This window comes from Bradyrhizobium oligotrophicum (assembly GCF_051168495.1).
Lineage (GTDB): Bacteria > Pseudomonadota > Alphaproteobacteria > Rhizobiales > Xanthobacteraceae > Bradyrhizobium > Bradyrhizobium oligotrophicum_A.
Genome location: NZ_JBNPVB010000001.1, coordinates 162,453 through 176,370, shown reverse-complemented (window position 1 = coordinate 176,370; position 13,918 = coordinate 162,453). Strand labels below are relative to the sequence as shown.

At 66.1% G+C, this 13,918-nt stretch carries 14 protein-coding genes; 3 read left to right on the top strand and 11 right to left on the bottom strand.

Going from position 1 to position 13,918, the window contains the following annotated elements; all coding sequences use genetic code 11:
- Positions 1-18: 18 nt before the first annotated feature.
- From ACQR1B_RS00850 to ACQR1B_RS00830, 5 genes are all read right to left on the bottom strand, one after another.
- Positions 19-765 (bottom strand): di-trans,poly-cis-decaprenylcistransferase, encoded by a 747-nt coding sequence (locus tag ACQR1B_RS00850; RefSeq protein WP_434832738.1) that lies wholly within the window; start codon positions 763-765, stop codon positions 19-21.
- 35 nt (positions 766-800) lie between these two features.
- Positions 801-1,181: a winged helix-turn-helix domain-containing protein gene (locus ACQR1B_RS00845; RefSeq protein ID WP_434832739.1), complete on the bottom strand. Its 381-nt coding sequence runs from the start codon at positions 1,179-1,181 to the stop codon at positions 801-803.
- Positions 1,168-1,785, bottom strand: coding sequence for a hypothetical protein (locus ACQR1B_RS00840; RefSeq protein WP_434832740.1), 618 nt, complete (start codon positions 1,783-1,785; stop codon positions 1,168-1,170). The genes ACQR1B_RS00845 and ACQR1B_RS00840 overlap by 14 nt, the downstream gene beginning before the upstream one ends.
- Before the next feature lie 128 nt (positions 1,786-1,913).
- Entirely contained in the window at positions 1,914-2,204 is a 291-nt protein-coding gene (locus tag ACQR1B_RS00835; protein WP_434832741.1) for a DUF3551 domain-containing protein, read from the bottom strand.
- 138 nt (positions 2,205-2,342) lie between these two features.
- Positions 2,343-3,317, bottom strand: a complete 975-nt coding sequence (locus ACQR1B_RS00830; RefSeq protein ID WP_434832742.1) for a Bug family tripartite tricarboxylate transporter substrate binding protein — start codon at positions 3,315-3,317, stop codon at positions 2,343-2,345.
- A gap of 111 nt (positions 3,318-3,428) precedes the next feature.
- Between ACQR1B_RS00830 and ACQR1B_RS00825 the strand changes: the two genes are divergently transcribed.
- Complete coding sequence (locus ACQR1B_RS00825; RefSeq protein ID WP_434832743.1) at positions 3,429-3,863, top strand: VOC family protein; 435 nt, start codon at positions 3,429-3,431, stop codon at positions 3,861-3,863.
- On the opposite strand, the gene ACQR1B_RS00820 is transcribed toward ACQR1B_RS00825, so the two are convergent.
- The gene (locus ACQR1B_RS00820; RefSeq protein ID WP_434832744.1) at positions 3,853-5,181 is read right to left on the bottom strand and encodes a DUF2330 domain-containing protein; all 1,329 of its coding nucleotides are present in this window, start codon (positions 5,179-5,181) and stop codon (positions 3,853-3,855) included. The two genes, ACQR1B_RS00825 and ACQR1B_RS00820, sit on opposite strands and share 11 nt — an antisense overlap.
- On the bottom strand, positions 5,178-6,002 hold the full coding sequence (locus ACQR1B_RS00815; protein WP_434832745.1) for an RnfABCDGE type electron transport complex subunit D: 825 nt from the start codon (positions 6,000-6,002) through the stop codon (positions 5,178-5,180). The genes ACQR1B_RS00820 and ACQR1B_RS00815 overlap by 4 nt, the downstream gene beginning before the upstream one ends.
- Positions 6,003-6,163: 161 nt before the next feature.
- On the opposite strand from ACQR1B_RS00815, the gene ACQR1B_RS00810 reads away from it, so the two are divergent.
- The gene (locus ACQR1B_RS00810) at positions 6,164-7,738 is read left to right on the top strand and encodes an AMP-binding protein (protein ID WP_434832746.1); all 1,575 of its coding nucleotides are present in this window, start codon (positions 6,164-6,166) and stop codon (positions 7,736-7,738) included.
- An 8-nt stretch (positions 7,739-7,746) separates the two neighbouring features.
- On the opposite strand, the gene ACQR1B_RS00805 is transcribed toward ACQR1B_RS00810, so the two are convergent.
- The 4 genes from ACQR1B_RS00805 to ACQR1B_RS00790 form a co-directional block, all read right to left on the bottom strand.
- Positions 7,747-9,048 carry a cytochrome P450 gene (locus ACQR1B_RS00805; protein WP_434832747.1) on the bottom strand — a complete coding sequence of 434 codons (1,302 nt, stop codon included), beginning with the start codon at positions 9,046-9,048 and terminating at the stop codon, positions 7,747-7,749.
- Positions 9,049-9,175: 127 nt separating this feature from the next.
- The gene (locus ACQR1B_RS00800) at positions 9,176-10,285 is read right to left on the bottom strand and encodes an HD-GYP domain-containing protein (protein WP_434832748.1); all 1,110 of its coding nucleotides are present in this window, start codon (positions 10,283-10,285) and stop codon (positions 9,176-9,178) included.
- A 218-nt stretch (positions 10,286-10,503) separates the two neighbouring features.
- The gene (locus ACQR1B_RS00795; protein WP_434832749.1) at positions 10,504-12,786 is read right to left on the bottom strand and encodes a molybdopterin cofactor-binding domain-containing protein; all 2,283 of its coding nucleotides are present in this window, start codon (positions 12,784-12,786) and stop codon (positions 10,504-10,506) included.
- The gene (locus ACQR1B_RS00790; RefSeq protein ID WP_434832750.1) at positions 12,783-13,271 is read right to left on the bottom strand and encodes a (2Fe-2S)-binding protein; all 489 of its coding nucleotides are present in this window, start codon (positions 13,269-13,271) and stop codon (positions 12,783-12,785) included. Before ACQR1B_RS00790 ends, ACQR1B_RS00795 begins: the two co-directional genes overlap by 4 nt.
- Positions 13,272-13,526: 255 nt before the next feature.
- Between ACQR1B_RS00790 and ACQR1B_RS00785 the strand changes: the two genes are divergently transcribed.
- Positions 13,527-13,889 (top strand): hypothetical protein, encoded by a 363-nt coding sequence (locus tag ACQR1B_RS00785; protein ID WP_434832751.1) that lies wholly within the window; start codon positions 13,527-13,529, stop codon positions 13,887-13,889.
- The last annotated feature ends 29 nt before the right edge of the window (positions 13,890-13,918 follow it).

Here is a 13,918-nt window from a genome sequence, read left to right as displayed (position 1 = left end):
CGGCCGCCCAGGGCCGGATCAAAGGCTCTCGGCCAGCGCGAGTGACGCCGCATCCAGGCCGCCGAAGCGGCGCTCGCGGCCGCGGAACGAGGCCAGCGCCTGGGCGAGATCGGCGGCGTCGAAATCGGGCCACATGCGCTGGGCGAAATGCAGCTCGGCATAGGCGCCTTCCCACAGCAGGAAGTCGGACAGCCGCTGCTCGCCGGAGGTGCGGATGATCAGGTCGACGTCGCGCAGGCCGGCCTCGCCGGTGATCAGGTCGGAGAATGCCTCGCGGGTCAGCAGACCGTCGATCTCCCGCGCCCTGGCCGCGGCATTGAGGATCGCATCGCGCGCCGAGTAGTCGACGGCGATGCGCAGATGCAGAGTCCGTCCATCGCGGGTGGCCGCTTCGGCGCGGCCGATGGCGTCGGCGATGCCGCCGGGCAGCCGGTCGCGGCGGCCGATGACGGTGAGACGAACGCCGTTGCGCACCAGCGAGTCCACCTCGCTGGCGAGATAGACCCGCAGCAGCGCCATCAGCGCGGCGACCTCGGCGCGTGGGCGCCGCCAATTGTCGCTGGAGAACGCATACAGCGTCAGCGTGCCGATGCCCTGATCGGGGGCAGCCTCGACGACTCGCCGGATCGCCTCGACGCCGGCCTCGTGGCCGCGCAGCCGCGACATGCCCTTGCGCGTCGCCCAGCGGCCGTTGCCGTCCATGATGATGCCGACATGCAGGCCGTCCACCACAGCAGGCGATTTAGGTTGCAGACTACTTTGCATTGCAAAGCTCCAGGTCAAAAAATGCGATGAGAAGGTCAGGCGCGGCCCGGCATGAGACCGACCGAGGATGGCGCAGGCTCCTTGCCGGCGGCGGCGGCCGCGTCGCGGACCAGACGTTCGAGCACCGCGAGATAGTCCAGGAACCGGCGGCGTCCGGCCTTGGTCAGGCGGCAGGTGGTGTGCGGGCGATTGCCCTCATAGCCCTTGGTGACCTCGACCAGGCCGGCCTCCTGCAGCACCTGCAGGTGACGCGAGAGATTGCCGTCGGTCAGCCCGCAGAGCTGCTTGAGGTCGGCGAAGGCGAGCCCCTTCGGATGCGCCATCAGCGAGGTGAGCAGGCCGAGCCGCGCCTTCTCGTGGATGACGCGATCGAGCCCGTCATAGGAAAACGGCGCGCTGCCGTCAGTCTTCGGCATCGGAATCTCCGGTCGCAAAATACAGAATGCCCGCCATCAGTGCCTGGCCGGCCGCGAACGGCAGGCCCATGGTCCAGGGCGACAGCAGATGGGTCACGCTGCCGATCAGGAGCACCGCGAACCCGGCCAGGAAATAGAACGCGCCGGCCAGCGCGACCGTGCGCGGCAGCGAGCGCACCGAGGCGAACACGCCGAGCGACGTCAGGATCTGCCACAGCCCCGGCAGCATCCACAGCGCCTCCGGCGCGAACTTCCACATGAGCACCGCGAGCAGGACGCCGGCGATGCCCGCCGGCAGGAACTGCTCGACCGCCTGGTGGATCATCGCATCGGCGAGGCCGGAATGATGGCGGCGCGAGCGCGCCCGCATCTCGAACCAGATCAGTGTCAGCGAGACGCAGGCCGCTGCCGCCCAGCCGAGCAGGAAGGACAGCGGCTCGGCGGACGGATCGCTCAGCACGATCTGCTGAATCGAAGCGGTGGCGAAGGCGACCGCCGCGGTCGCAGCCATCGTCGCCGGCCCATAGCCGCGAAAGGCCGTGCCTGCTGCGAGCTGGCTGCGGATCGCGATGATGTCCGCCAGCGCCTTGTCGAGGTCGCGCATGTCTCACCTGAAGCCGGATCCGGCGCGATTTAACTTTGTATTGCAAAGTATACACGATCGCAAAGCCGACGCAAGCACGGGCAAGCACGGACTATCCCCGCGGCGCGATCCCCCGAGGGCGCCTGCGCTCAGTAATAGGAGTAGCGGTGCACACGACGGGGCGGCGGCATGTCGACATAGACCGAGGGACGGCGCGCCTGGCCGAATGCCACGCGCGGATTGATGCCACAACTGGCGCTGCGGCCGGATGCGCTGGCCCGGCATTGCTCGAAGGTCTGATAGGAGCAATCGCCGGGAAATCCGACGCCCCTGCCCTGCACGCACCACGGATAGTCGTAGCCGGCGGCAGCAGGCGCAGCGCCCGCCACGCTGACGAATGCAACGCCGGCCAGGCCGGCCGCCATCATCACCTTGCGCATGATCCATTCCTCTTGTGGGAGGAGGGTTGCACCACACTCGCATGGTCAAAAAACGACAAATCGGCGAAGCCGGTCGCCAACCAAGGCGATGGCGTGTCGCGCTGGCGGCACGTCATCGCCGAGCGCGACCGCTTCTCGTCAATCCAGCTTCAGGCCGGCGAACTCGACGACCTTCTTCCACTTGTCGGTCTCGGCAGCCACCTGTGCGCCGAACTGCTCCGGCGTCTGGATCAGGGGATCACCGCCGAGATCGACCAGCCGCTTCTTGATGTCGGGCTCGGCCAGGATCGCGTTGACCTGCTTGTTGAGCTTCTCGATGATCTCCTTCGGCGTGTTCTTCGGCGCGCCAACGCCGAACAGCGCGCTGGCCTCATAGCCCGGCACGGTTTCCGCGATCGCCTGCACGTCTGGCAACAGCGCCGAACGCTCCTGGGTGGTGACGCCGAGCGCGCGCAGCGAGCCGGAGCGGATGTGCTGGATGATCGAGGGCATGTTGTCGAAGATGACCTGGACCTGTCCGCCGAGCATGTCGGTGATCGCCGGCGCCGCGCCGCGATACGGCACGTGCTGCATCTTGGTGCCGGTCATGGCCATGAACATCTCGCCCGACAGATGCACCGACGTGCCGTTGCCGGAGGAAGCCATGTTCACCTTGCCCGGGTTCTCCTTGAGATAGGCGATGAACTCGGCGACGGTCTTGGCCTTGATGTCGCTGTTGACCGTCATCACGTTCGGCACGCGGTTGAACGAGGCGACCGGCGCGATGTCGCTCACGAAATTGAACTTCAGGTTGGTGTAGAGGCTGACATTGATGTAGTTCGCCGGATTGACCAGCAGGATGGTGTAGCCGTCGGCAGTCGCGTTCACGACCGACTCGGTGCCGATGTTGTTGCCGGCACCCGGCTTGTTCTCGACCACGAACTGCTGGCCGAAGGTCTCGGACAGCCGCTGGCCGATCAGCCGCGCGAGGATGTCGGTCGCGCCGCCCGGCGGATAGCCGACCACGAAACGGACCGGGCGGACGGGATAGTCCGCTGCGGACACACTGCGAATGGCGGCGACGGACGGGACGGCAGAAGCGATCAGACCAAGCGCAGTACGACGTGAAATCATGCGTTTCCTCGGATATATCGTTGAGCGTTCGTTAACGAACGGCTGGTGCGTAGTATATCAGAATGCCGCTGTCGCGGCGAGGTCGATGTCTCAATCGGGAGGGAGGAGTTCATGCCGGTCAAGATCGATGCCCTCGATCACCTGGTGATCAATGTCGCCGACGTGGAGCGCACGACCGCCTGGTATCAAACGGTCCTGGGCATGGCGTTGCAGGTGTCGGACCCCGGTCCGGGGCGGGCCAAGCGGACGTCGCTGCTGTTCGGCAACCAGAAGATCAACGTGCGACCGAAGGACGCGGACAAGGTCGACTGGTTCACCGCCGACCATGTCATGGCCGGCAGCGACGACCTGTGTTTTCTGACCGGCAGCACGCCCGACGAGGTCGTGGCGCATCTCAAGGCTCTCGGCATCGCCATCGAGGAAGGCCCGGTCGACAGGCAGGGCGCCCGCGGCTCCCTGCGCTCGGTCTATTGCCGCGACCCCGACGGCAGCCTGATCGAGATTTCCTCGTATCAGGACGGAGCCAAGGTCGGCGTCACTTCGTGACGGTTTCGCCGCTCTGCGCCATCCTGGCGACGATTTCGCTGTGTGACCAGCCGGTCACCGCGGCGAGATCGGCCGCCTCCTTGGCGAAGCGCGCGGCGAGCCTCTCCTGATAGGACTTGGTCGCCTCGCATGTCGCCTCGCCGCGCCAGGGATGGTGCTGAACGTAGCGGCCTTGGAAATTGCTGCGGTCCTTGGTTTCGATGAACACGATGTCCTCGGGGAAGGTCTTGGCATCGTAGCGCACGTGCAGCCGGGTCACGAAGGCGTCGGAACCGCCGCCGCGCCTGGCGCGGAACGCGGTGTCGTCATCACTGCCGATCCAGCGCGCGCCGAGCTCGGCCAGTTCCTTGTTGCTCAAGGGATCGGCGGCACAGGGATCGCACCATCCCATGTCCCAGGCATATTCGACGAACACCGCCTGCATGTTTTCGCGCGCCACGGCGCGTTCGAACAGCGCCTTGTAGAACGGACCGAACTCGTTCTTCACATACAGCGGGACGTCGATGTCGGAGGGGATCTTCACGGTGCGATAATTGGCGGCCTCGATGCGGCCGCTCCTGGTCAGCGCGTAGATGATGAGATCCTGCGGCCCCTTGGCGTTCACCGTGCCGAGCCTTAAGGGAACCATGAATTTGGCACTCTGGTAGCGCACCTGCAGCGGCCGCAACTGGCCGTTGCCGAGCGCCTTCATGCGCTCGACATTGACCTTGGCGACGAAGAACCGCATGCCCTGCTTGATGTAGCTGCCGAGCACGGCCTCCGCGCCTTGCGGGATGCGGTAGGCGTTGTCGGTCAGCCAGCGCGTCAGCCCGTCGCTCTCCTGCGCCGACAGGATCAGCACGTCGTATTCGGCGACGTCGTAGCTCGCCTCGATGGTGACGCCGTATTGGCGGGACATGGATGCTTCGCCTCTCGCAACTGCGGCGGGCATCGGAACGCCAGCGGCCATGCGGTACATGATCGGATGGCAAGGATCCTCGTCGTGATACTCGACCAGCCGCGGCGCCGTGTATTTGTCGAGATGGTCGATCGTCTTCGGCTCGACCACGCCGATCTGCTTGCGCTCGATGAAGGTCGGCACGGGAACGACGACCGCGAATTCCTTGACGTCGCCCTCGAAGTCGCTGGCCATGGTGATCGAAGTCTGGTCGCCGTCCCGCGCCAGCACGACCTTCGAGGACTGATTGAACAGCTTGGCGTCCGCCTGTGCGACATAGAAGCCGCAGAACGCGTTGGCCGGGGCAATCGCTGCGTGGGCGAGGATCGCGGTGGCCGCGACACCGGTCCGGACGATGTTGTTGCTGAGACGCAGGATCATGTCGACACTCCTTCGGGAACGGACGAACGCCAGGAAAAACGGGCCGCCGGGATCAGCCGGTCGAACACCAGCGTGAGCGGCGAGAGCGCGATCAGCGCGACATAGAGCGCGGGCCGCATCTGCATGAAGAAGGCCAGGTAGTGCGCGGCCACCGCCACCGTCACCGCGAACAGCAGCCGGCCCGCGCGCGAATCGGGCGTGGTGCGTGGATCGGAGATCATGAAGAAGGTGAAGATCAGCAGCGAGCCGCTCTGTAGCTGATGCAGCGGGATCGCCAGGGGATCACCGAGCCAGACGGCGCGGAACATCAGCAGCGCGGCGTGGCTGGCCAAGAAATAGACGGCGATGTCGGCCCGGCGGGACGCGCTGAGGACGAGAATGGCGAAACAGCCGGCGAGCGCTGCGAACCAGATCTCGGCGCCCCACTGTCCGGGCGAAATCCACACGCCCTTGGCGGTGAACAGCAGCACCACGATCGCAAGGCCGGCGGGATTGAAGACGTGCTTGCCGTCGATCCGCAGCACGAATTTCGATCCGATCGCGATGACAGAAGCGGCGCCATGCAGCCACAGCGCATCGGCGCGCAACAGCAGGCTGAGCGAGAGCCCCGTGATCAACGGCGATTTGAGGTCCAAAGGCGTGCCGGAGAGGTGGCAACAGGCCCATTGCGTGAGCAGCGCCATCGCGATCGCGATCACGCTGGCCGCAGGGCGCGCGCCGAAATCGATGAGCGCGAAGTTGATCGCCAGCAGCGTGGCCAATGCCGCGATCTGGAAATAGCGGGCATCGGGCAGCCGCCATGGTCGTGCCAGGGCCTGCATGCGAACCTCCGGTCGTGTCTTGCCGCGCCATTGGTCGCGCCCGGAAAGAGGCGGGTTCAATCCTGATTTGATCGCGGCGGCACCGGATGGCAAAAGAGGCGGACGGACACGAAGCGGCCGACACGGGCCGCACGAAAAGAACAAGAACAATGGGAGGACAGATGAACGAGATGAAGACCGCGACGGGCGTCGTCACGCCGTTCGACGGCATGGACGTGCCCTGGCTCCTGAAGCTGCGCAGCGAAACCCGGCGCGATCATCCGTTCCTGATCTGGACGCCGTTCGAGGCGCCGGCGCGCCGCTGGAGCTATGGCGAATTTCACGACCGCGTCGGCGCGCTCGCCGCGGGTCTCGTCAGGCGCGGCATCAAGCCGGGCGACGCGGTGCTGATCCATCTCGACAATTGCGTCGAGGCGATGCTCGCCTGGTTCGCCTGCGTCGAGCTCGGCGCGCTCGCGGTCACGACCAATACGCGCTCGGCGGCCGCTGAGATGAACTACTTCGCGGATCATTGCCGCGCCGTGGCCGCGATCACCCAGCCGGCCTACGCCGAGATGATCTCGGCGCATTGCCGCGGCATCCGCTGGCTCGCGGTGATCTCGCATGATCCGGGGCAGCCGGACACGGCCGCGGTCGGCGTGGGCGACAGCTTCGAGACGCTGTTCGCCGATAGCGCCGACCGGCCGCGGCGCGCGGTCGACCCGCTGGCGCCATGCAGCGTGCAGTACACGTCAGGTACGACGTCGCGACCGAAGGCGGTGCTGTGGACGCACGCCAATGCGCTATGGGGCGCCAAGGTCAATGCCGTGCACGAGGATTTGCATCAGCGCGACGTGCACCAGACCTATCTGCCGCTGTTCCACACCAACGCGCTGGCCTATTCGATGCTGGCAAGCCTGTGGGTGGGCGCGACCTGTGTGATCCAGCCGCGCTTCTCGGCGAGCCGGTTCTGGCCCGTCGCGCTGGAGCACGGCTGCACCTGGACCTCCACGATTCCGTTCTGCATGAAGGCGCTGCTCGACCAGGAGATGCCGAGGGATCACAAATTCCGGCTATGGGGCACCGCGATGTCGGAGCCGCCAGCGTTCGCGCGGTTCGGCATCAAGATCATCGGCTGGTGGGGCATGACCGAGACCATCACCCACGGCATCGTCGGCGAGATCGACCAGCCGAACACGCCGATGTCGATCGGCCGCGCCGCGCCGGAATACACCATCCGCATCACCGACGATGACGGCCGGCCGACCGCGGTCGGCGACACCGGCAATCTCGCCATCAAGGGCGTGCCCGGCCTGTCGCTGTTTGCCGAATATCTCTACAACGAGGAGGCGACGCGGACGAGCTATGATGCCGACGGATTCTTCCTCACCGGCGACCGCGTCACGCGGCTCGAGAACGGCTTCATCAAGTTCGGCGACCGCGCCAAGGACATGCTCAAGGTCGGCGGTGAGAACGTCGCGGCGTCCGAGATCGAGCAGGTGATCATCACGGTGCCCGGCGTGCGCGAGACGGCTGTCGTCGCCAGGAAGCATCCGATGCTGGACGAAATCCCGGTGGCGTTCGTGATCCCGCAGGCCGGCATTGCCTGCGACGAACTGCCGGAGAAGGTGCTGGCCGCCTGCCGCGCGGGGCTCGCCGACTTCAAGGTGCCGCGCGAGGTCAGACTGGTCGACGAGATGCCGCGCTCGACCCTGGAGAAGGTCGCCAAGGCCGAGCTGCGCAAGCTGCTCGATTGAGCGAAGCCTCAGGCCATCGTGACGCGGATCGGCAGCCTCTTCGGTCCGTTGACGAAGGTCGCCTGCGTCATCTTCACTTGGCCGTCGAGCGAGAGCGAGGTCAGGCGCGGCAGCAGTTCCTCGAACAGGAGGCGCATCTCGAGCTTGGCGAGATGCTGTCCCAGGCACAGATGCGCGCCGTAGCCGAACGCGACGTGGCGGTTCGGCTTGCGGTCGCTGCGGAACGTATCTGGGTCCTCGAACACGGCCTCGTCGCGATTGCCCGACGCGTAGCACAGCATCATCCAATCGCCCTTGGCGATGCGGCGGCCGCCGAGCTCGGTGTCGGCGGTGGCGCTGCGCATGAAATGCTTGACCGGCGTCATCCAGCGGATCGCCTCGTCGACGAGGCCCGGGATCAGCTCGGGATCGGCCTTGACGCGCGCGAACTGGTCCGGATCTTCCGCCAGCGCCCAGATCGCACCCGCCGTCGACGACGACGTCGTGTCGTGGCCCGCGGTCGCGACGATCATGTAGTAGCTGGTGCGGTCGTGCAGCGGCATCTCCTCGCCGTTGATCCTGGCATTGGCGATGACGGTCGCGAGGTCGTCGCGCGGCCTCGCCCTGCGGTCCTCGGTGATGCGTTCGAAATAGGCGCCGAAATCGGCCACCACCGCCTGCATCATCGCCGCGAACACCTCGGCCGACAGCGCCTCGCGCACCCGCGCCGTGTCCGGATCCTGCGGGCCGAACAGCTCCTGCGTCAGCTTGAGCATGCGCGGCTCGTCCTGTTCCGGCACGCCCATGATCTCCATGATCACGTGCAGGGGATAATGCAGCGCGACGTCGGCGACGAAATCGCAGGCGCCGCCATGGGCCGCAGCCCGGGCGGCCATGCGGTCGACGGTCGCGCGCGCGAGCTCGCGGATGCGCGGCTCGAACTTCGCGATGTTGGCGGGCATGAACCAACCCTGCGTCAGCGCGCGATATTTCGGATGATCGGGGGCATCCATCTGCACCAGCGAGCGCACCAGATTGGGCTGGCCGGTGATCCTGGTCACCCGCTCCAGCACGGCCTTGTTGGTCAGCGTGGTCGCGCGGTCCGCATTGTGGAACAGATCGTTCTGGCGGCTGACGGTGAGGATGTCGGCGTGCCGGGTCACCACCCAGAACGGATCGAAGGCGTCGAGCTGGGCGCGGCCGAGCGGGTTGTTGGCGCGCAGCCAGCGATAGGCGTCGTGGATGCGGTGGTCGGCGTAGCAGGCCGGATCGACCAGCTTGGCCGCGATGTCCTGGGGAATAGCCTCTTCGGCCGCTGCCGCCGCGCCCATGCCGATCCTCCCGCAAACTGATCGATTGCGGGCAGGATAGTGCGTCGCCGCGGGGATGCAATTGCGTTCAGCAGCTGCCGACGGTCGATGGACTCCGTCTCAGACCGATCGTCTCAGGCAGATCGTCTCAATGCGCACCCATCGCGACGGGCCGGAACGCCTGCAGCAATTGCTGATCCAGCTTCGGCCCCATGTTCTCCATGATCTGGAATGCGCGCGAATGCGTGAAGGCCGGCCGATAGGCGCGATCCTCGATCAGCGCAGCGTAGACGTCGACGATCGTGGTGAGGCGCACGATGTCGCTGATCTGCTCGTTGTGCAACGCGTCGGGATAGCCGGAGCCGTCGAGGAATTCGTGATGATGCAGGATCACGTCGAGCATCTCGGGCGGAAAGCCACCCTGCCGCCACAGCGCCTCGTAGCCGCGGCGCGGATGCTGGCGCAGGATCGCGATCTCCTCGGCCGTCAGCTTGCCCTGCTTGTCGAGGATCGCAACCGGGATGAAGGCCTTGCCGACGTCGTGCAGCAGCGCCGCGCGGACCAGCCGGCGCTGGTCGTCCTCGCGCATGCCAAGATGCATCGAGAAGCCGACCGCGAAGCCGGTGACGTACAGGCAATGCCTGTAGGTGTCGTTGTGATGGCAGCCGACGACGGTCAGCCATTCACGCAGCGAGGAATGCTTGATCGCCTTGAGGATCTTCCGCTCGGCGGCGACGATGTCCTCCATCCTCAGCGCAATGCCGGCTGGCAGCTTCTCGAAGATCTTGACCATCACCGCCTGCGCGGCCTCGACGCCGCGGTTCAGGAGCTTGCCGCGGTCGGTCTCGTCATAGCCGTCATCGGCCGGAAGCGCGGAGCGCACTCGCTGCAACACGTCGGCCGGGCTGAACGGCCGCGCGATCGTATCGGTCGCGCCCAGCGCCCAGGCCTGCATGGTGGCGTGGTGCAGCGCCTCCGCCAGCACGAACAGGCGCGGCACCTCGCTATAGGCGCGTGCGGCGAGCTTCTTGCGCACCCGCTGCACGCTTTCGGGCGAGCGCAGGTTGATGTCGACGATGACGCCGGAGAAACGGTTGCCGGGGTTCTCGGGGATCTCGTTGGTCGGCATCGTGTCGACGTCGCCGACCGAGCGCAGGATGCGCGCCAGCTCGCTGCTCTGGTCACCGCGATCGGACGCGAGCAGGAGATGGCGCCTGGTCGCGCTCTGGGTCACGGTCTGCTCGGCTGTCGCGGTCATACGTGCTCACCCCTGCGGTTTGCTGCCCGAGCAGGTTACCGGGATACGGGTTCGTCGCGGCTTAATCCGTTCATTCAAGCTGTCTGCTTTCAGGTAAGCGGAGCGTTAAGACGATCGTTCAAATTGTGTGACGACAGCGCGGACCGCAGGCAAACGAAAACCGCCGGAGACAACCTCCGGCGGTTTCCTGATACAGTGCGGCAAGCTGGGGCGAGCGACTACGCCTTCATGTTGGCCTTCACCGCCTCGGCGGTGATCGGCAGCGAGCGAAGGCGCGCGCCGCAGGCGTTGTAGATGGCGTTGCCGAGCGCTGGTGCCACCACCGTGACCGCGGGCTCGCCGACGCCGGTCGCCTTCTCGCCATTGGCGATCACGGCGATCGCGACCTCCGGCACCTGGCTCATGCGCAGCGGCGTGTAGCTGTCGAAGTTGGTCTGCTCGATGCCGCCATCCTTCAACGTCGCCTTCTCGTACATCGCAAGCGACAGGCCCCACAGCGCCGCGCCCTCGACCTGGGCGCGGATGTTGTCGGGATGCACCTGCGTGCCGACATCGGTCGCCACGGTGAGCTTCTTCACCGTGACCGCGCCGCTGTCCGCCACCGCAACATGCGCCACGCACGCCGTCCAGCTCGCGGTCGCCCGCTCCTGCGACGACACGCAGGCCACGCCCATGCCCTCGCCCTTCGGCAGCTTCTTGGCGCCGTAGCCGGACAGGCCCATCGCCGCGAGCAGCGTGTTGCGCAGCCGCTGCGCGCCGCCGTCGTTCTTGCCCTTGCCGTCGAGCAGCGCGATGCGGAACTGAGCCGGATCCTGACCGGCCGCCGCCGCGACCTCGTCGATCATGCTCTCGACCGCCCAGAACGTCCAACCCGGTGCCACCGAGCGGAGCTGCCCGGACGGCGTCGCATTGTGCGCGAGCTCGTTCTTGATCGCGCGCACATGGTGGTTGGGCACGGTGTAGAAGAAGTCGGCGCCGTTGACCGTGAACGAGTCGAGCGGGCCCTTCTTGTCGACCGACGGCGACAGGAAGTCGGGAATGCCCCAGCGCGCCGTCGGCCAGGCCGAGACGACGTCGTGGCTCAGCGCGATCAGCTTGCCGCTGGCATCGAGCCCCGCCTTGACTTTCTGATAGGTGAGCGGCCGCGAGTAGTCCATCGTCATGTCGTTCTCGCGGGAATAGATCACCTTGACCGGCTTGCCGACGGCCTTGGCCGCCTGCACCGCCGGCACCATCATGTCGGCATCGAGCCTGCGGCCGAAGCCGCCGCCGAGCCAGGCCTGATGCATCACGACGTATTTCGGATCGATCCCGGCAGCTCCCGCTGCGATCGCGCCGGAGCGGGTCGCGAACTGATTGCCGGAATAGATGTGCAGGATGTCGCCCTTGAACTCGGCGGTCGCGTTCATCGGCTCCATCGGCGCGTGGATGTTGATGCTGGTGGTGTACTCCGCCTCCAGCACCTTGACCGCGCCGGCGAGCGCCGCCGCGGCATCGCCGTCCTTGACGAAGAACTGCCCGGCATCATCCTGCGCCTGCAGCCGCATCGCCTCGGTGATGATGCTGTCGGTGCTGACATGGGCGTGCGGGCCCTTGTCGTAACTGATCTTGAGCGCGTCCGCCGCCTTCTTGGCATTGGCAAAGGTGTTGGCGACCGCGACCACCCAGCCCGAGGTCGAGCCGGTCTTGTCATCGAGCGTGACAGCCTTGATGAAGCCGGGGACCTTCTTGGCCGCGCTGTCATCGACGGCCGTGACGGTGGCGCCGAAGCGCACCGGTGGCGTCACCACCTTGCCGTAGACCATGCCCGGCAGCATCGTATCGATGCCATACTTCGCCGTGCCATTGGTCTTAGACGGAATGTCGATCTGCGGCACCGAGACACCGATCATGCTGTACTGATCGGGCGTCTTGAGCGTGATCGCCTTCAGCTCGTCGGGCGTGAAGCTCTTGGTGATCTTGCCGCTCTTGACGATCTCGGCATAGGTCATCTGCTTCTTCGACTTCGGATGCATCACGACGGAGTCGCGCACCACCAGTTCCTTGGCCGGCACGCCCATCGCGGTCGCAGCCGCCTCGGTGAGCGCGATCCGCCCCGCAGCGCCGGCGCGGCTCATCGCATCGAAGTTCATCATCGTGCTCCAGCTGCCGCCGGTGATCTGGGCGCCGAGCACGGGGTCGTTGAACTTCGGATCGTTGGAGGCGAGCTGGACGCGCATGTCCTTCCAGGCGGCGCCGAGCTCCTCGCACACGATCTGCGCCATGGTGGACGCAATGTGCTGGCCCATGTCGGCCTTGCCGCAGGTCACGGTGACGAGCCCGTCAGGCGCGATCGCATACCAGACGCTCGGCTCGAAGCTGGCGGGCGCGGCGGCGGCGAGCGCGGAATCGCCGAAGCCGGCATAGCCGAGCACGAGGCCGGTGGCCGCGGTGCCGACCAGGAACGAGCGGCGGCTGAGATCTGTCGCGACGGAGGAGTTGGTCTTCACGTGCTGGTTCATGTCGCCCTCCGGTCGCTCGAATTGGACGCGGTGCGCATCTCGGACGCGGCGCGCTGGATCGCCTTCTGGATCCGCGAATAGGTCATGCAGCGGCAGAGATTGCCGTCCATATGCGCTGTGATCTCCTCCTTGCTCGGGCTGTTGTTCTTGGCGAGCAGCGAGGCCGCCTGCATGATCTGGCCGGACTGGCAGTAGCCGCATTGCGGTACCTGCTCGGCGATCCACGCCTTCTGCAAGGGATGATCGCCCTTCTGCGACAGGCCCTCGATGGTGGTGATCTTCTTGTTCGTGACGTCGCCGACCATGGTCTGGCACGAGCGCACCGCCTCGCCGTTGACATGCACGGTGCAGGCGCCGCACAGCCCCGCGCCGCAGCCGAACTTGGTGCCGGTCATCTGCAACTGCTCGCGGATGACCCATAGCAGCGGCGTGTCGTTCGCCGCGTCGACGGACATGGTCCGCCCGTTGATCGTGAGATTGGGCATTGGTTTCTTCCCCGCCCGGCGTACGACTTCGCTTACGGCGAAGTTCGGTTTTGTCGATTCGCGTGCACCCACCGGTTAGATGCCAGCCATCATGAGAATGATCGCGTTGGCACGGAGACGCAACGGGATTTGAAACGGCACACCGCGAAATGAATCCGCAATCGACGTTGTGCGTCGCGGCGGTGCTGGGATCGCAGCGCGGCACGGGTTATGACAAGGTACCGTGACGCCGTTGCCCGAAGGAGAGCTCAGCCCATGAGAACGTCCGCACTCGCAAGGTTGCGCCTTGTTGCCGCCGTACTCCTCCTCGGCCTGCCGACGGCAGGCCACGCCGAAACCCAACGAGCGCTGCCGTCTGCCGCTCGCCTGCCCTTCACAGCGACGTTATCCAACGTGACGCCGCTTGCCTTCGGCATGGATGTCGGGGAGACATCGCGCGTGCTCGAGCAGCCGCTGATCTACGTGAACGGTACGCCCGGCAACGAGACCTTTCTGGCCTTGCGCGATCTCGGCGGCAGCGGCCTGGTCCCGCATCATCACCGCCTGTTCCTCAAGTTCCGCCGCGGACGGTTGACCGGCTGGAAAGAGGACTACGGCACCAACTGGATGTGGCGCTGACGCAGCGCCGCGCGACGGCATTGAGGACA